Source organism: Streptomyces sp. NPDC051662, assembly GCF_040681655.1.
Taxonomy (GTDB): domain Bacteria; phylum Actinomycetota; class Actinomycetes; order Streptomycetales; family Streptomycetaceae; genus Streptomyces.
Map to the genome: position 1 here is coordinate 304,970 of NZ_JBFAZD010000007.1, position 17,061 is coordinate 322,030.

A 17,061-nucleotide genomic window follows, 5' to 3' on the forward strand; every position below is an offset into this window, starting at 1 on the left:
GCAAAGCTACCTACTCTCAATTCAGTAAATGGATAACCCCGTCAATGAGGTCACGAGAGACCGACTGCCGGTGTTATCCGCCCCACATAGCGATGTTGAGTATTCCCAATAAATCGGGGGGACCCGAAAGGATGGCGGTCTCGTGGCGATTGCTGCACTCGCAGATTCGGCGCAGGTCACAACGAGCGACCTCAAACCCGACCAGAACGGGCACGGACGCGCCCAGCAGTTCGACCAGCCGGGGCTGTGCATGGCCTCACTCGACCCGGCTCTGACCATCCAGCAGGCGAACGAGGAGTTCTTCCGTCGGTTCGGTGACTCCTCGGCAGGCGTCTGTGGCCGCAGCTTCCGCGATCTGGTGCATCCCAGCGTCCAGCAGCCGCTGATGCGCCAGTTCTCCCGCCTGGTGGAGGGGAAGCGTCAGCGGTTCGCCTCGCACGTGGTGGCCGTGGGACCGGAGGACTCCGCGTTCGCCGGGACGCTGACGGCCGCGGCCGTCAGCGGGGAAACCCCCGACGTGGCGGCGATCCTGGTGCTCATGCGCTCCTCGGAGGGGACCGAGGACGCGGGCGTGCTCACCAACCAGAAGAAGATCCTCACCGAGATCGACGCGCGCATTCTTGAGGGCATAGCCGCGGGTCTGTCCACCATCCCGCTGGCCTCGCGGCTCTATCTGAGCCGACAGGGCGTCGAGTACCACGTGACGGGGCTGCTCAGGAAGCTCAGGGTGCCCAACCGGGCCGCCCTGGTCTCCCGGGCCTACTCGATGGGCGTGCTGAACGTCGGCACCTGGCCGCCGAAGGTCGTCGAGGACTTCATCAAATGACATCGGTGGGTGGAGCCGGCCGCCAACGGCTCTGTCCCCCGCGGTCGATACCGCCTCCAGCGCGGAATCCACCGACCACGCATCCACCCGCCGGACCGTGACGCCTAGACCGGGCGCCACGGTCCGGCGGGTTTCTGCGTTCATGTCCGACTTCCCTCATCGATCCGCTCCGCCGACTATTTCGACCGGTGTCCGCCGCGGGTTCGGTTGGTCATGCGAACGTAAAATCTCTCTCGCCCGAGTCCGCTTGTGCCATCCCCGTTGTCTGTTTGCCGGGGCATTGCCGTGGGCCGCGCCGAAGGGCTTGTGCCGCGGTCGCGCGGAGAGTGAACCCGGCGGCCCGGCGATAGTGGAGTTGACATGTATGTGCTATTTCTCGTCGATGGCGTGCGAGAAACGTTTCACTTCGACTCCACGGCGCGTACGCCGCGCCGTGGAGATCGAGTGGTCGAGCGTAATTGTGCGGTGCGGCACATTTCGAAGCCCGATGTTCGAATGGAATGGTTACCGTGTGGTTTTGGCCACCGTCGCTTGTGGTTTTGCTGACCGACTCGACCGGCGATTCGGGCGGGACACGGTGATCGTGGATACTTCGGTCAGTATTCGACCGGAAAATGTGGCCGAGAAGTGCCAGGTGCATAGTCACGCGCCCCGGTCGTGCCGCCGGACGGCCTTTCCCCTCCCGCCATGTCTTCAATCCCGCGGTCGCGACCGAATCCGGACCGACCATGGCTGAGCCACAGTCGGTCCGGATCAGACCTCGATACGAGGGGCGGACACAGGTGGTGTGTCGGGGGGCGGTGGCTGATCAGTCGGAGCCTCAGCCGGCGGACGCCTGGTAAAGGCCACGACCGGCCCGGTGGGCACGCGAGGTGCCGACGAGTCGGTCGAGGGTGCTGCGTACCGCGTTGATGCTCCCGGGGGTGCCGTCACGGCCCAGCGCCTGCGCCACATCGCGGGCACGGACGGGGTTGCCGTCGGACGCCGCGAGCACCGCGAGGATCTGCTCGGTCAGTCCGCTCGCCTGCTCGTCCGCCGTGGCGGCAGCGGCGGCGGCCGTCTTCGCCGCGCGGGTCTTGGTGGCCGTGGCGGGCGCGGACTTCTTGGCCGGGCGGCTCGTCCGCTCCTTGGGCGTCGGCTCCTTGGCCTTCTGCTCCTTGGCTGTCTGCTCCTTGGGCGCCTGCTCCTTGGGCGCCTGCGACTTCGCCCCGGAGCCCCCGGTGGAGGTACGGGCCGACGCCGAAGCGGACTTGCGGGACTTGACCGCCTTGGCGGGTGCGGACTTCTCCTTGGCAGGCGCCTTGGCGGGCGCCTCTTCGACGGGTGCTTCCTCAGCGGGTGCTTCCTCGACGGGAGTCACCACAACGGGTGCCTCGGCGACGGGAGTCTCCGCGGTCGACGGCTCCGCCGCCCGCTGCACCGGCACGGTCTCCTGTGCCTGGGGGGCGGGGCTGAGTGCCTGCAGGGCGCCCAGGGCGGTACGTACCGACTCCAGGCGCTCGGTGACGCCGGCCAGCTCCCGTTCGAGGGACTGCTGCTGTGTTTCCAGCTGGGGGAGTTCACCGCGCAGGAGCGCCGTCGTGGTTTCGATGCTGTCCGGTGTGTTGGATGGGGATGTCATGGTGTAGGCCTCTCGTTCCGCGTCACCGCTGTTTTTGCCCCCGTTGGTGACCGCTGGAGAGCAGACTAGGCGCTGTTGCGTTGTGACTGGTAACGGATGGGCGCGAAACGGCCCCGAGTTCGCGGTGCGGCGCCCGTAAGGCGAGGTGTGAAACGGTCACCACGACATGCCAACTCACCCTTGGCTCAAGGGCGGTGTGAGACCGAGGGGTGAACTGCCGCCCGAAACGAAGCCGTGGGATTTCGCCGCCGGTTTTCGGCGGTGTGGTGGTCGCACGGAGATCCGGGCGGCCCGAACGGATCCGGCAGCTCACCGACCGGGGAACCTCACCGGCCGCGGGACCTCACCGACCGCAGGAACTCATCGACCGCAGGAACTCATCGACTTGCGGGACCTCATCGGCCCGGGACCTCGTCGTCCGCCGGCCGCACCGCCCCGGAACGCGTGTGACATCCGCGCGTAACAGAACGGCGGCTCGAAGGACAAGCGTTGGTGTTACGGTCGGAGACACGCGGTCACCGCTGCCCGCCGGTCTGCTTCCCCCGCTCCATGAGACCGGTCGTACAGGAGACTCGTGTCCGCACCGCCTTCCTCCCGCCCCCCGTCCTCCGCCCCGCGGTCCCTGCCCGCGTGGCTCACGCACCCTCTGGGCTGGCGCTCCGCGCCCATCCCGTGGACCGCCATGCTCCGTGGCGCACTGAGCGCAGGACCGCTGCTGGCGCTCGGCCTGCTGACCGGACACCTGAGCCAGGCGGTACTCGCCGGGCTCGGCGCGATGCTCGCCGGTGTCAACGACCGGCCGGGTACCCGGCGTACCGGTGTGGTCCACATCGGTCTGCCCGCCGTCGGCGGCGCCCTCGGACTGCTGTGCGGCGGACTGCTCGCCGACGCCGACAGCCGCTGGACCGCCGTACCCGCGCTCTTCGTGGTCGGGTGGCTCTCCGGCGCGCTGAGTGTGACCGGCCCGGTGTGGTCGGCGGCGGCCATGCAGTGTCTGGTCACCGCGGCGATCGGCGCCGGGATGCCGATACCGGGCCCCGCGTGGCTCAAGGCGGTCTGCTATCTGGGCGGCGCGGTCTGGCTCCTGCTGCTGCGCTTCCTGCTGCGCGCCCCACGGCACATCCTGCGGCGCGGCGCCCGCCGTGAGGGCGAACGCGAGGCCGTCGCCGCGGTCTTCGACGCGCTCGCCGACGCCCTCCACGCCCTCGGCGGACCCGGTGCGGAGTCCGCCCGCCGCCGGCTGATCGCCGCACAGCACCGCGCCGACGAGTCACTGTGGCTGATGCGGCTGCTGCCCTTCCACGGCCGGCGCGAGGGCCGCGGCTCCGCACAGGCGCACCGCGTCACGGAACGTTTCGCCGCCGCCACCGCCCTGTGCGAGGCCGGGATCGCACTGCTGTGGGAGGGCAGGCCGCTGCCCCCGCAGGTGGCGAACGCACCGCGCCTGCTGGCCATTGCCGTACGAGCCGACTCAGCCCCCGGCGCACTGGCGAGCCCCGTATCCGACACGGTCCAGCGCGGCGCGTTCGACCGGGCGCTGCTGACCGCGGCGGTGATCTTCGACCGCACGGCGCCGCGCGAGACGCCCGTGCCGCCGGTGGTGCCCATACCGCCCGTATCGCGCGTACCGTACGAGCCGACGCGTCCGGCGCTTCCCCCGCGTGCGTCCCTGAACCCCCGAAGCGCCCGCCGGGCGCTGAAGGAGCTGACCGGGCCCGGCGTGCTCCGTACGCTCGGCCGCGCGTTCGCCCCCGCCAGGCGCGAGAACGCGCTGCGCGTGGCCCTCTGCGTGGCGGCCAGCGCGGCCGTCGCGCTCAGCCTCCACCAGACCCACTGGTACTGGCTCCCGGCCACCGCCGCCTTTCTGGTGAAGCCCGATCTGGGGCCGCTCTTCTCCCGTGTGGTCAACCGTGTCGCCGGCACCGCGACGGGCGTGCTCGTCTTCACCGTCCTCACCCTGGCCATGGCGGGACTCGGCGGCCTGTGGTGGCTGGTCGCCGTGGTCGTGGCGGGCGGCGCGCTCATACCGGTCGCCACCCGCCATTTCGGCTTCCAGACCGCGGTGGTGACCCTGCTCGTCCTCTCGTTCGTCTATGCGGTGGGTGACACCGAGGCGACGGCCGCGCGGCTGCTGGACACAGCACTCGCCTGCGGGATCGTGCTGCTCGTCGGCCACCTTCCGCGTCTGACGGATCCACGGGTGCGGGTCGGCCACCGCTTCGCCGTCGCGCTGCGCCACACGGAACGGTATCTGCGGCACGTACTGGACGACCCGAGGACCGACCCGAGGACCGGCCCGAGGACCGGCCCGAGGACCGGCCCGAGGACCGGCCCGGCGACCGCGCCCGACACCTCGGCGGCGCCACGCGGCGGCGACGCGAAGGGCATCGCGCTGCGGTACGCCGCGTACCGGGCGCTCTCCGAGGCGCGGGCCGCTGCGGAGACGGCCGCGGCCGAACTGCCGGGGCTCCACCGCGCACACCGCCACGACTGGCTGGCCGTCATGGCACGCGCGGAGCGCGTCGTCGACGCCGCCACCGTCTGCGCCGTACGGGTCGAGCAAGGAGTGCCCCTGCCCACGGCCACCGAGGCACGGTGGGTCACCGGAGCGCTGGCCGCGATGGCGGACGCGCTGGAGGGCGGCCGTGGCACCCCGATGCCCACGCTGCCCCCGGTCCCGAAGGACTGCCGTTCGCTGCGCGATGTGATGACCGAGCTGCACGGTATCCAGTCCCTGACCACCGTCGCCTGAGCCGGTGCCGTCACCACCCCGGCCGGCGACCGCGTCCCGTCCCGTCCATGTACCCGTTCCGTCCATGTACCCGTCCCGTCCGTGTGCCCGTCCCGTCCATGTACCCGTGCCGCCCGTGACACCGTTCACACCGTCATGCCGTCAGGTGACCGCCGGGACGGCGGCGGGCCGGGGGCGTGCGCGCCGGGTGAGCGGCTTCTCGATGAGGTAGTGGGAGGCCGTGGCGGCGGCGAGGCTGGCGGCGACCGTGGCGGTCGTGTGCCACGCGGCGCTCACACCCAGATCGGAGACGAGCCGGCTGAGCGGGTAGTGCCACAGATAGAGGCCATAGCTGAGATTGCGGCCGACCCAGGCGAGCGGGGCCAGCGAGAGTCCCCGGGAGAGCCAGGTACGCGGCTGGAGTTCCAGCGCCGCCACCACCGTCGCCGACAGCACGGCGGTCACCAGGAAGCCGACGGTGTACCAGGGCACGGTCCAGGCGCTCGTGCCGGTCATCGGTACGTACCGGACGATCAGCGCCAGGACCCCGAGCGCGGGCCAGGCCAGCCGCGCCGACCAGCGTCGCAGCGCGGCCAGCCGCGGGTCGTCCGTATGCAGCCGGGCCACCAGGATCGCCAGTACCGCACCGGCCAGCAGCTGGTCCGCGCGGGTGTCGACGCCGTTGTAGATACGGTGCGCCGCGGTCGGGTTCCACAGGATCACGCGCCAGACCAGCGGCAGCAGACACAGCACCGCGGCGCAGAGCAGCACGGTCCGCGCGCCCACCCGCCGCAGGAGCAGCACCAGAACGGGCGGCCAGACCAGGTAGAACTGCTCCTCCACACTCAGGGACCAGCTGTGGGACAGCAGAGAGGTGTCGCTCGAATAGACGCCGGGCTGGGCGGCCCTGACGATATTCATCAGGAAGGTGGCGGCCAGCGTGATCGCCACCCAGGGGCTGTCGAAACTCGGCAGCCCCGTGGTGAGCGCCAGCACGGCGCACACCGCGCAGACGGCCAGCAGGGCGGGGACCAGCCGCACCCAGCGCCGCCAGTAGAAGGACCGCATGGCGACATCGCCGGTACGGGCGAACTCGGCCAGCAGCAGCCGGGTGATGACGAAGCCGCTGATGGTGAAGAAGACATCCACCCCGAGGGCGCCGCCCGGCAGCAGGCCCGGTTCCAGGTGATAGACGATGACCACCGCGACGGCCAGCGCCCGCAGACCGTCCACACCCCGGACCCGGCCCTCGGCCCGTAGCGCGGAGGGGAAGCCGCGCCCGCCCCGGACGAGTCGGCCCTCGATCCGTCGTGGCAGGAGAGCCAGGGCGACAGCGGGCCGGGTGGTGTGGTGTCCGGTCCGGTCGGGTAGGTGTGCGGCAGCGGCGCCCGCGCTGCCTCGTGTGTCCGCGGTGGGTGGGGAGTCCATTCAGTGCCCGTGCCCACGATGCGGCGAAGCACGCGGGAGTTAACCGAAAACTCAGAAACACCACCCGTCCGTCCCACACCTCCTGCCCGTCCCACACCGCCGGTCCGTCCGGCACTATCTGTCCGTCCGGGGCGGCCGGCGGCTACTTCAGCGGTTCGGCGAACAGCGGCACGACCTTCTCCAGCGCGTACGCCACCGAGAACACCGAGTCCGTCGAGAAGGCCGCGCTGAGGGTCTCGTCGTCGAACACCACGGATCGGCCGGCCTTGACGGAGGGAACGGCCCGGTACAGCGGGTCGTCGCTGATCTTCGAGGCGGGTATCCCGATGGGCGTCATCACCGTCAGATCGGCGTCGAGCAGATCGAGGTTCTCGCGGGAGACATCGATGTAGAACGACGCGCCGGCCTTGGCGTCGACCGCGGGGTTGTTCTTGAAGCCGAGGCGCTCGACGAAGTCGGTGCGGCCCGTGCCGTGCACATACGCGCCGAATCCGTCGCTGGTCCGGGAGCCGAGGGTGATGGTCCTGCCCTTGAACTCGGGGTGGGCGGCGGCCGAGTCACGGAACTTCTTCTCGGTCTCGGAGATGAGCGTCCTGCCCTTCGCGGGAACACCGAGGGCGGCCGACACCATCTCGGTCTGCTGCCGCCACGAGATCTTGTACTGGTCGCCGCCCTTCGGGACGCCGACGGTGGGTGCGATCTTGCTGAGCGTGTCGTAACGGGCCTGGTCGCCGCTGGACTTGGTGTCCAGGATCAGATCGGGCTTGAGGGCCGCGATCTTCTCGAACTCCGGCTCCAGTGTGCCGATCAGCTGAGGGCTCTTCTTGTAGAGGCCCTTGGCCCAGGGGCCGACGCCGTCACCGCCGAACGCCAGCCAGTCGCTGGCTCCGACGGGCTGTCCGCCGAGCGAGAGCACGGCCTCGGCATCGCCCCAGCCCAGCGCGACGACGCGCTCGGGCCGCTTCTTCACGGTGATGTCGCCGAACTTGGTCGCGACGGTGGCGGGGAAGGCACCGTCCTCGGCACCGGACGCGGGTTCCGCGGAACTGCTGCCGGAGCCGGAGTCGGACGTTGTGCCGCAGGCCGTCAACCCCACGACGAGGGCGGCGAGTACGGCCCACAGCGCGACGGAAGCCGGCCGGGAGCGGTGTGCGGGGGGAGCGGAGGGGTTCTTTCTCGATGACATGGACTTAGGTTAGCCTAGCCTAAATCATGCCTGAACCGGGGTGATGTGATGACGCCCGATCGGCACGATCATGGGCGTGCCCGACGCGGGGTCCTCGGCGATGGAACAGCGCATCCCGAACACCTCCGTGACCAGCTCCGCCGTCACGATCTCGGTGGGAGCGCCCTCCGCCACGATCCGCCCGTCCTTCATCGCGACCAGATGGTCGGCGTACCGGCAGGCCAGATTCAGATCGTGCAGGACGACCGCGACGGTGGAGCCGAACTCACGGTTCAGATCGGTCAGCAGGTCCAGTACATCGAGCTGGTGGCTGATGTCGAGGAAGGTCGTCGGCTCGTCCAGCAGCAGGATGTCCGTACGCTGGGAGAGCGCCATGGCGATCCAGACCCGCTGCCGCTGGCCACCGGACAGCTCGTCGACCGGCCGCCCGGCGAGCTCCAGCACATCGGTGGCGAGCAGCGCCCGTGCCACGGCCTTGTCGTCCTCGGCCGTCCAGCGGCGGAACCACCCCTGGTGCGGATAGCGGCCGCGGCCCACCAGATCGCTCACCGTGATGCCGTCCGGCGCCACCGGGCTCTGCGGCAGGATGCCCAGCACCGACGCCACCTCCTTGGTCGGCATCTCCTGGACGCTCCTGCCGTCCAGGAGCACACTGCCCGAGGACGGCGCGAGCAGCCGGGCCATCGAACGCAACAGGGTGGACTTCCCGCACGCGTTCGGGCCGACGATCATGGTGATCGCACCCGGCGGCAGGTCCAGACTCAGCCCGCTGACGACCTCGCGACCGCCATAGCCGAGCCGGACGTCCCGCGCCGCCAGCGTGTGCTCCGCACTCATGCGCAGATCCTTCCGTTCCATCGATCAGCCGCCCTTGCCCACACGGTTCGACCGGGCCAGCAGCCACAGCAGATACGGGGCGCCGATCAGGCTCGTCACCACGCCCACCGGGAACTGGACGGAGCCCAGCAGATGTTGTGCCGCGAAGTCACCGACGCTCACGATCAACGCCCCCGTCAGCGCGGCGGGCAGCAGGGCGGCGCCCTGGCGCGGCAGGAGCCGGCGTGCGATCGGCGCCGACAGCAGGGCCACGAAACCCACCGGTCCCGCCGCGGCCGTCGCCACCCCCGCGAGCGCCACCGCGCAGCCGATCAGGGCCAGTCGGCCGCGCTCCACCCGAGCGCCGAGCCCCCGCGCGGTGTCGTCGCCGAGTTGCAACGTGGGCAGCGCCCGGGCCGCCAGAAAGGTCAGCGGTACGAGCACCACCATGGCGCCCAGCAGCGGCCACAGCTGCTGCCAGGACACACCGTTGAGGCTGCCCGCCAGCCAGGCGAGGGCCTTCTGCGCCTCGGTCACCGCCGAGCTGGTCAGCAGATACGAGACCAGGCTGGACAGCCCCGAGCCGATGCCGACACCGACCAGCACGAGCCGGTATCCGGCGACACCCTCGCGCCAGGCCAGTGCGTAGATCGCCACCGCGGTCAGCACCGCGCCCGCCAGCGCGCTGACCGAGAGCGGGAAACCGCTGACGCCGAACACCGCACTGGCCAACACGGCGGCGGCGCTCGCGCCCCAGGTGATACCGATCATGTCGGGGCTGGCCAGCGGGTTGCGCAGCAGTGTCTGGAACACCGCCCCCGAGAGACCGAACGCCGCCCCCACCAGCAGACCGGTCAGCGCGCGCGGCAGCCGCAGGTCGATGATGACGAACCGCGAACCGGGGTCGCCCCCACCGGCCAGGGTGGCGACGACCTCGCGGAGCGGTACGACGAGATCGCCCACCGACAGCGCCAGACACAGCGCGGCGAACACGGCGGCCAGCAGGGTGACCGAGACGGTGGTGGCACGGGCCCGGCCCGCCCGGCGGACGAGGGCGACCTCCCGTACGGCACCGGCCAGTCGCTCTTCCGTGACCGCGCCGCCGGGGGGCCGTGTCTCTCCGGCCACGTCACGTGTCACTTCCGCCGTCAACTCCCTCACAGCTCCACCAGATCGCGGCGGCGCACCAGCAGCACGAAGGGAATCGCGCCGATGGCGGCCGTCACGATCCCCACCTGTACCTCGCCCGGCCGGGCGATGACGCGCCCCACGATGTCCGAGATCAGCACGAGAACGGGCGCCAGAAGCAGGCTGTACGGCAGGATCCAGCGGTAGTCGGGGCCGGTGACGACCCGCGCGGCATGCGGGACGAGGAGGCCGACGAAGCCGATGGGCCCGGCGATCGCGGTGGCCGCGCCGCACAGCAGCACCACGGCCGCGGCCGACGCCAGCCGGGCCAGGCCCACCCGCTGCCCCAGCGCCCGCGCGAGGTCGTCACCGAGCGAGAGTGCGTTCAGCCGTGGCCCCAGCGCCAGCGCGAACACGGCTCCCACGGCGATGAACGGCACTGCCTGCCAGAGCACCGCGGTGTCCCTGTCGGCGATCGAGCCGACCTGCCAGAAGCGGAACTGGTCGAAGGTCTGACGGTCGGCCAGCAGCATGGCGGTGGTCAGCGAGGTGAGGACGGCGGTGGTCGCCGCGCCGGCGAGAGCGAGCTTCACGGGCGTGGCGCCCTCCCGGCCGAGCGAACCGACGCCATAGACCAGGACGGCCGCGCCGAGCGCACCGAGAAACCCGAACCAGATGTACTGCGACGGCTCAGCCAGCCCGAGCACACCGATCGCGAACACCACGACCACCGACGCACCCGCGTTGATCCCGAGGAGGCTCGGGTCGGCCAGCGGATTACGGGCCACCCCCTGCATCACCGCCCCGGCCAAGCCCAGCGCCGCGCCCGCCAGAAGACCGGCGACCGTACGCGGAACGCGCACCTCCCGTACGATCAGCTGCCCCTTGTCGGACATATCGGTATCGAGCAGCGCGCGCAGCACATCACCCGCGCCCGCGTCTCCCGAACCGATCACCAGGCTCGCGCAGGTCACCACCGCGAGTACGACCGCGGTCGCCAGCAGGCCCGCGGCGAGCAACGGACGGCTCCGGGCCGTACGACCGGCCTTCTCGGTGTCCACGCCGGTCAGCGAGTCCGCCGTCACGCCCCGACGGCCTTCGAACCGATCGTGCCACCGCGCATACGAGCCGCCCTCACTGCCTCTCCGCCACCGGCTGTCCACCGGGCGGAACCTCACCGTCCAAAAAGTAAGGTGACCCTAACATTGAAGGCCCCGCGGGTAGGTCACCGGGGAGGCCGATACAGCTCGGTCAGCAGGGTGACGGCGGCGTCCGTCGCCGGATGGGGGTCGTGCCGGGGCCAGATGAGCCGGACCGCGATCGGCGGGGCGTCGCGCAGCGGCCGGAAGACGATCCCATGGCGTCGGTACTGGCTGACAGTGCTCTGCGGAGTGATCCCGATGCTGCGGCCGGTGGCGATCAACGCCAGCCAGTCGTCTATGTCCTGGGTGTACTCCACTGTCGGCGGGGGGCCGTCCGGCCAGAGACCGGCCGTGGTGGTGCCGGTACGCCGGTCGACGAGGATCGTCCGTTCCCGGACTTCGTCCAGCCTCAGGGAGCGGCGCCCGGCCCAGGGGTCGTCGGCCGCCAGGGCGCAGTAGCGGCGCTCCCTGCCGACGACCGCGCTCGCGAAGCGCCGTTCGTCGAAGGCGGCGCGGGCCACGGCGAGATCGCAGAGGCCCTCGGCCAGACCGCCGGTGGCGGAGTTGATACGGATCAGCCGGAGCTCCACATCCGGGCGCAGGACGGCCCAGCGGCGCTGGAACTCCGCGGTGTGGCGGCCCATGGCCGACCAGGCGTGGCCGATACGCAGCCTGGTGTGACCGGTGGTGGCCTCGGCCATCAGATCGTCCGCCTCCGCCAGCAGGTGCCTGGCCCGTGTCAGGACCCGTGCGCCCGTGGTGGTGGGGGTGACGCTCCTGCTGGTGCGGTGGAGCAGCCGCACACCCAGGATCTCTTCGAGCGAGAGCAGGGTGCGGGAGACCGCGGCTTGCGAGACACCCAGTTCGATCGCGGCGTCGGTGAAACTGCCGGTCTCGACGATCGCGACCAGACAGCGCAGATGCCGCAGCTCCATATCCATAACCTCAGCGTATAAATGGCGGCGCCCGGACATTATTCGCTCGGGTGTACCAGCGGGCATGCTCCGCCGCATGAAGATGTCTGTGCGCGCGCGACGGGCCGGGGGCACGGGGACTCCCGACGGTGATTCCCACCGGGTTTCCGGCCGCTCAGGCCGGCTGGCCGGCGTGGCGATGATGTTCGGCAGCGGACTGTCCAACCAGGTCGGCGCGGCGACCGGCGCCCTCGCCTTCCCGGTGATCGGACCCGCGGGGGTGGTGGCCGTACGGCAGTGGGTGGCCGGAGCCGTGCTGCTGGCCGTGGGCCGTCCACGCGTACGCTCGTTCACCTGGCGGCAGTGGTGGCCCGTGCTCTGCCTCGCGGTGGTGTTCGCCACGATGAATCTGTCGCTGTACACCGCGATCGACCGTATCGGCCTCGGGCTGGCGGTCACGCTGGAGTTCCTCGGACCGCTGGCCGTGGCGCTGGCCGCCGCGCGCCGGGCGGTGGACCTCGGCTGCGCGCTGATCGCCGGAGCCGCCGTCGTCGTACTGGCCCGTCCCCAGCCGACCACCGACTATCCGGGTATCGCGCTGGGACTGCTGGCCGCGGTGTGCTGGGCCTCCTACATCCTGCTCAACCGCACCGTCGGCAGCCGGATCCCCGGTGCGCAGGGCTCGGCGGCGGCAGCCGGGCTGTCCGCGCTGCTGTACATACCCGTCGGTGTCACCGTCCTCGTCCACCACCCGCCGACGGCGGGCGCGCTCGGCTACGCGGCCATCGCGGGCATTCTCTCCTCAGCGGTCCCGTTCCTCGCCGACCTGCTCGCCCTGCGCAGGATCCCGGCCCGTTTCTTCGGCGTCTTCATGAGTGTCAACCCGGTGCTCGCGGCCCTGGTGGGCCTGGTCGTCCTGGACCAGACCCCGCACGTGGTCGAATGGCTCGCCATCGCGGCGATCGTGACCGCCAACACGGTCAGCGTCCTCACCACCGGCCGGGGCCCGTCGGCCGACGGCTCCGTACGGGGCTGAGCCGGTTGTCCGGACCCGTCCCGCGGGCGCGTCAGGCCGATTCCCGCCGCACCAGTTCGGTGGGGAGAATCACCGTGGCCGTGTCCTCCCCACCGATCTGCGCGAGCAGTACCCGCACCATCTCCGAGCTGATGCGGTCCCACGGCTGGCGGATCGTGGTGAGGGCGGGCCGGGTGTCCAGCGCCGCCGGTGAGTCGTCGAACCCGCCCACCGCCACATCGTCGGGCACCCGGCGGCCCGCGTCCCGCAGCGCGCTCAGCACGCCCTGCGCCATCAGATCGGACGCGACGAATATCGCGTCCAAGTCCGGTGCCCGCCGCAGCAGTTCGGCGGCGCACGACTCGCCGCTCGCCCTGCTGTAGTCACCGGTGGCGATCAGCCGTTCATCGGCCTCGACACCGGACTCGGCGAGGATGTCCCGGTATCCGGCGAGCCGTTCGGTGCCGCCCGGGGTGTCGAGCGGACCGGTCACCGTGGCGATCCGCCGACGTCCGCTCCGTACGAGATGGCGGACCATCTCCCGCGCTCCGTCCCGGTCGTCGGCCGCGACATAGCTGACCCGTGAACTCTGCCCCAGCGGCTTGCCGCAGGCCACCAGCGGGACGCGCGCCGCGCGCAGTCGCTCGGCGACCGGGTCCCCGGAGTGACTGGACACCAGCAGCACACCGTCCACATGACCGGCGGTGATGTACCGCGTGATCCTGCGCCGTTCGTCCTTCGTACCCGCGATCATCAGCAGCAGCGGAATGTCATGGTTCGCCAGCGCCTGCGTACAACCGCGGAGCAGCACATTGAAGTTGGGGTCCTCGAAGAAGCGCTCCTGCGGTTCGGTGAGCAGAAAGGCGACCGAGTCGGACCGGCCCGTGATCAGACTGCGGGCGTGCCGGTTGACCACGTACCCGGTCCTGCGGATCGCGGCGTTGACCGCCTCCTCCGCCGCCGGGCTCACATAATGGCCGCCGTTGAGCACGCGCGAGACGGTGCCCCGTGACACACCCGCCTCCCGTGCCACGTCATGGATGGTGGGCGGCTTGCGCCGGCCGTTGCTGCCCGTGCGGCTCATACCTGTCGTTCTCTCATGATCGTGCCTGTCGCGTCAGGACTTTACGGCCCCCGACAGCAGATCCAGGCTCCAGAACCGCTGGATGACCAGGAACAGCGCGATCAGCGGCAGCACCGCGAGCAGCGCACCGGTGATGACCAGAGTGTAGAGGGCGGGGGTGTTGGAGCCCTGCTGGAGCAGGGTGTACAGGCCCAGAGTGACGGGGAACTTCCGGTCGTCGCCGAGCATGATGTACGGGAGCAGGAAGTTGTTCCAGACGGCGACGAACTGGAAGAGGAAGACCGTCACCAGACCCGGCACCATCATCGGCAGCGCCACCGACCGGAAGATCCGCCACTCACCGCCGCCGTCCATCCGCCCCGCCTCCACCACATCGGACGGTACGGCCGCCGCCGCGTAGATCCGGGCGAGATAGACCCCGTACGGCGAGAGGATCAGCGGGAGCAGCACGGACGGATAGCTGTCGGCCATGTCGGCCTTCGCCATCAGCAGATACTGCGGTACGGCCAGGATGACCGGCGGCATCAGTACGCCCGCGAGCAGTACGTTGAAGAGGGTCTCGCGGCCCCGGAAGCGGTAGACCGCGAGCGCGTAGCCGCTGAGCGCGGACACCGCGGTCGACAGCAGGGCGCCGAACCCCGCGTAGAAGAGGGAGTTGAGCATCCACCGCCAGTACACGCCGTCGCGGTACGCGGAGAGGTCGGCGACATTGTCGGTGAACCCGGTGCCGGGCAGGAAGGTGAAGGTGGAGAACAGCTCCCGGCCGGACTTCGTCGCGGCCATCACGACCCAGGCCACGGGCAACAGGCAGTAGAGGGCGCCGATCAGCAGGGCCACGGTCGGCACCCAGGCGATCCGGCGGGTGGCGCTGGCGGTCACTGGGTCTCTCCCCGGTTCGAACGAGAGCCCACGGTCCTGAGGAAGCCGAAGGACAGTACGAGGGTGATGACGGCGATGACCACCGAGGTGGCCGCCGCGGAATAGATGTCTCCCTTGACGAAGGCGTCCTGATAGACCTTCATCAGCGGGGACCACGTGGTGGACAGCGAGTTGGTCAGCGGTTTGAGCGTGGTGGGCTCGCTGAACACCTGGAGCGTCGCGATGATCGAGAAGAAGAAGGTCAGCACCAGCGAGGGCGCGACGATCGGGATCTTGATCCGCAGGGCCGTCTGGAGCTGCGAGGCACCGTCGAGCCGGGCCGCCTCGTAGATCTCCACCGGGATGGAGCGCAATGACGTATAGATGACGATCATGTTGAAGCCGGTGCCGCCCCACAGGGCGATATTGGCCAGGGCCGCGTAGAGCGGTCCGCCGTCCAGCAGATCGGGCGCCGGCAGGCCCGCCCTGTCGAGCAGATAGTGGAACGGGCTGACGTCCGGCAGATAGAGGAACCCCCACATCAGCGCGGCGATCACACCGGGGACGGCGTACGGCAGGAAGATCGCGAGCCGGGAGAAACCGCCGAGCCGGGTGCGCTCGGCGTCCAGCATCAGCGCCAGGACGAGCGCGAGCCCCAGCATCGACGGTACGACGATCGCGCCGTAGCCCAGCACACGCAGCGCACTGCCGAGCAGTTCGGAGTCGGCGAGCGCGGCGGTGTAGTTGGAGAGCCCCGCCCACACCTCCTGACGCGCTCCCGAACCCAGTCCGAGCCCCTTGACCTCGACCTTTCGCAGGCTCAGATAACCGGCGTAACCGATGGGCAGGGCGAAGAAGAGCGCGAACAGCACAACGGCGGGGAGGAGGAAGGCATACGGGGCGCCCCGCACCCGCCATCCGGCGCGCCGCGGCCCGTCGCGGCGGACGTCCGTGGCCATCACCCGGTGACCTCGAAGCCCTGCTTCTCCAGGTCGGCGACGGTGTCCCGCTGCATGACGCCGAGGGCCGCGCCGAAGTCGGACCTGTTCTTGGCCGCCGAGGCGAAGGCGTCACGGAACGCGGTGTACGCGACGTTCACATTCGGCCCCCACGCGGAGGGCACGGTGGTCTTCGCGATCTCGGCCGCCTCGGCGTAGAAGTCCGGCTGGTCGGGGAAGAAGCCGGGGGCCGCGCTCAGTGTGCCGCCCGTCTGCGCGGCGGTGGCGGCCGGATAGATCCCGCCCTCCTTCACCAGCGCGGCCAGCGCGCGGCTGTCCGTGTTCAGCCAGGCGGCGAACCGCGCGGCGGCCTTCTTGTGGCCGGAGTCATTGGTGACGCCCGTGGAGGAGCCGCCCCAACTGCCCGTCTTCCGCTCTCCCGCGCTCCACTGCGGCAGCGGGGCCATCGCCCACTTCCCCTTGGTGTCCGGCGCCGCGGTGGTCAGGGTGCCTGGCGCCCATACCGCGCTCACCCAGGCGAGTTGCCTGCCCGTGTTGAGCGCCTTGTTCCAGGAGGGTGTGTACATGGGCTGGTTGTCGATGGCCCCTTCCTTGACCAGCCCGCCCCAGAAGTCCGCGACCTTCTCCGTCGCGGCGTCGGCTATCCCGACCTTCCAGGTCTCGCCCTCCGTCGTCCACCAGGCGGCGCCCGCCTGCTGCGCGAGTCCGGCGAAGAGTCCGGCGTCATTGCTGGAGAAGGTGGTCAGCGCCTTGGAAGGGTCCTTCTTCTTCAGGGCACGCGCTGTGTCGGCGAACTCGTCCCAGGTGGTGGGCACCGTCAGCCCGAACTCCTCGAAGAGATCCGCGCGGTAGTAGAACATCATCGGCCCGGAGTCCTGCGGGACCGCGTAGACGGCGTCCGTACCGAGCGTCGTCTGCTGCCAGACGCCCGGCGCGAACTCGCCCTCGGCGTCGGCGACGTCCGAGGAGATGTCCGCCAGTACGTCATTGCTGATGAGTGTCGGCAGCGCCTGGTACTCGGCCTGCACCAGGTCGGGGGCCTTCTTCGCCTTGGCCGCGGTGATGATCTTGGTGACCAGATCGTCCCCGGACGCCTGCTTCTTGACCGTGACCGTGACGCCGGTCTTCCTGCCCTCCGTCGTGTTCCAGATGTCGGCGACCTTGTCCATACCGGGCGCCCAGGCCCAGTAGGTGAGCGAGACGGGACCGTCGGAACCGGACTCCGCGTCGTCCCCGTCGCCCGAGCCGCAGGCGGCGAGGGTGGTGGCGCCGAGCGCGATGGTGAGGCATAGGGCCACGAGGCGTCCGCGCGTGGTGAATTGCATGGGTTTCTCCCCTGACGATGGTCCCCGA

14 protein-coding genes are annotated in these 17,061 nt (G+C 70.4%); 3 read left to right on the top strand and 11 right to left on the bottom strand.

What is annotated here, in order from left to right; genetic code table 11:
* Positions 1 to 244 precede the first annotated feature (244 nt).
* Positions 245 to 826 (top strand): LuxR C-terminal-related transcriptional regulator, encoded by a 582-nt coding sequence (locus tag AB0M67_RS14715; protein ID WP_365745808.1) that lies wholly within the window; start codon positions 245 to 247, stop codon positions 824 to 826.
* 820 nt (positions 827 to 1,646) lie between these two features.
* On the opposite strand, the gene AB0M67_RS14720 is transcribed toward AB0M67_RS14715, so the two are convergent.
* Positions 1,647 to 2,447: a hypothetical protein gene (locus AB0M67_RS14720; protein WP_365745720.1), complete on the bottom strand. Its 801-nt coding sequence runs from the start codon at positions 2,445 to 2,447 to the stop codon at positions 1,647 to 1,649.
* A gap of 574 nt (positions 2,448 to 3,021) precedes the next feature.
* Between AB0M67_RS14720 and AB0M67_RS14725 the strand changes: the two genes are divergently transcribed.
* The gene (locus tag AB0M67_RS14725) at positions 3,022 to 5,199 is read left to right on the top strand and encodes an FUSC family protein (protein WP_365745721.1); all 2,178 of its coding nucleotides are present in this window, start codon (positions 3,022 to 3,024) and stop codon (positions 5,197 to 5,199) included.
* Positions 5,200 to 5,340: 141 nt separating this feature from the next.
* Here the strand turns inward: AB0M67_RS14725 and AB0M67_RS14730 are convergent, their stop codons facing one another.
* The 6 genes from AB0M67_RS14730 to AB0M67_RS14755 all read right to left on the bottom strand — a co-directional run bounded on the left by AB0M67_RS14730 (position 5,341) and on the right by AB0M67_RS14755 (position 11,819).
* A complete protein-coding gene (locus tag AB0M67_RS14730; protein WP_365745722.1) occupies positions 5,341 to 6,606 on the bottom strand; it encodes an acyltransferase in 1,266 nt (421 codons plus the stop codon).
* 142 nt (positions 6,607 to 6,748) lie between these two features.
* Complete coding sequence (locus AB0M67_RS14735) at positions 6,749 to 7,792, bottom strand: iron-siderophore ABC transporter substrate-binding protein (RefSeq protein ID WP_365745723.1); 1,044 nt, start codon at positions 7,790 to 7,792, stop codon at positions 6,749 to 6,751.
* 24 nt (positions 7,793 to 7,816) lie between these two features.
* Positions 7,817 to 8,629, bottom strand: coding sequence for an ABC transporter ATP-binding protein (locus tag AB0M67_RS14740; protein WP_365745725.1), 813 nt, complete (start codon positions 8,627 to 8,629; stop codon positions 7,817 to 7,819).
* Between the two features lie 24 nt (positions 8,630 to 8,653).
* Complete coding sequence (locus AB0M67_RS14745) at positions 8,654 to 9,748, bottom strand: iron chelate uptake ABC transporter family permease subunit (protein ID WP_365745726.1); 1,095 nt, start codon at positions 9,746 to 9,748, stop codon at positions 8,654 to 8,656.
* Positions 9,749 to 9,765: 17 nt separating this feature from the next.
* Positions 9,766 to 10,821: an iron chelate uptake ABC transporter family permease subunit gene (locus tag AB0M67_RS14750; RefSeq protein WP_365745727.1), complete on the bottom strand. Its 1,056-nt coding sequence runs from the start codon at positions 10,819 to 10,821 to the stop codon at positions 9,766 to 9,768.
* Positions 10,822 to 10,961: 140 nt separating this feature from the next.
* Positions 10,962 to 11,819, bottom strand: a complete 858-nt coding sequence (locus tag AB0M67_RS14755) for a LysR family transcriptional regulator (protein WP_365745728.1) — start codon at positions 11,817 to 11,819, stop codon at positions 10,962 to 10,964.
* 76 nt (positions 11,820 to 11,895) lie between these two features.
* On the opposite strand from AB0M67_RS14755, the gene AB0M67_RS14760 reads away from it, so the two are divergent.
* Positions 11,896 to 12,828: an EamA family transporter gene (locus AB0M67_RS14760; RefSeq protein WP_365745809.1), complete on the top strand. Its 933-nt coding sequence runs from the start codon at positions 11,896 to 11,898 to the stop codon at positions 12,826 to 12,828.
* 31 nt (positions 12,829 to 12,859) lie between these two features.
* Here the strand turns inward: AB0M67_RS14760 and AB0M67_RS14765 are convergent, their stop codons facing one another.
* The 4 genes from AB0M67_RS14765 to AB0M67_RS14780 are packed head-to-tail and all read right to left on the bottom strand — an operon-like array spanning position 12,860 to position 17,033.
* Positions 12,860 to 13,891: a LacI family DNA-binding transcriptional regulator gene (locus AB0M67_RS14765; RefSeq protein WP_365745729.1), complete on the bottom strand. Its 1,032-nt coding sequence runs from the start codon at positions 13,889 to 13,891 to the stop codon at positions 12,860 to 12,862.
* A 33-nt stretch (positions 13,892 to 13,924) separates the two neighbouring features.
* Positions 13,925 to 14,770: a carbohydrate ABC transporter permease gene (locus AB0M67_RS14770; protein ID WP_365745730.1), complete on the bottom strand. Its 846-nt coding sequence runs from the start codon at positions 14,768 to 14,770 to the stop codon at positions 13,925 to 13,927.
* Complete coding sequence (locus AB0M67_RS14775; RefSeq protein ID WP_365745731.1) at positions 14,767 to 15,708, bottom strand: sugar ABC transporter permease; 942 nt, start codon at positions 15,706 to 15,708, stop codon at positions 14,767 to 14,769. Before AB0M67_RS14775 ends, AB0M67_RS14770 begins: the two co-directional genes overlap by 4 nt.
* The gene (locus tag AB0M67_RS14780) at positions 15,708 to 17,033 is read right to left on the bottom strand and encodes an extracellular solute-binding protein (RefSeq protein ID WP_365745732.1); all 1,326 of its coding nucleotides are present in this window, start codon (positions 17,031 to 17,033) and stop codon (positions 15,708 to 15,710) included. The genes AB0M67_RS14775 and AB0M67_RS14780 overlap by 1 nt, the downstream gene beginning before the upstream one ends.
* Between the last annotated feature and the right edge of the window lie 28 nt (positions 17,034 to 17,061).

Excerpts from the sequence above, each read along its gene's own strand:
- AB0M67_RS14735 (WP_365745723.1), bottom strand. The coding sequence starts at position 7,792 with ATGTCATCGAGAAAGAACCCCTCCGCTCCCCCCGCACACCGCTCCCGG.
- AB0M67_RS14740 (WP_365745725.1), bottom strand. The coding sequence starts at position 8,629 with ATGAGTGCGGAGCACACGCTGGCGGCGCGGGACGTCCGGCTCGGCTAT.
- AB0M67_RS14755 (WP_365745728.1), bottom strand. The coding sequence starts at position 11,819 with ATGGATATGGAGCTGCGGCATCTGCGCTGTCTGGTCGCGATCGTCGAG.
- AB0M67_RS14775 (WP_365745731.1), bottom strand. The coding sequence starts at position 15,708 with ATGGCCACGGACGTCCGCCGCGACGGGCCGCGGCGCGCCGGATGGCGG.
- AB0M67_RS14730 (WP_365745722.1), bottom strand. The coding sequence starts at position 6,606 with ATGGACTCCCCACCCACCGCGGACACACGAGGCAGCGCGGGCGCCGCT.
- AB0M67_RS14720 (WP_365745720.1), bottom strand. The coding sequence starts at position 2,447 with ATGACATCCCCATCCAACACACCGGACAGCATCGAAACCACGACGGCG.
- AB0M67_RS14780 (WP_365745732.1), bottom strand. The coding sequence starts at position 17,033 with ATGCAATTCACCACGCGCGGACGCCTCGTGGCCCTATGCCTCACCATC.
- AB0M67_RS14760 (WP_365745809.1), top strand. The coding sequence starts at position 11,896 with ATGTCTGTGCGCGCGCGACGGGCCGGGGGCACGGGGACTCCCGACGGT.
- AB0M67_RS14765 (WP_365745729.1), bottom strand. The coding sequence starts at position 13,891 with ATGAGCCGCACGGGCAGCAACGGCCGGCGCAAGCCGCCCACCATCCAT.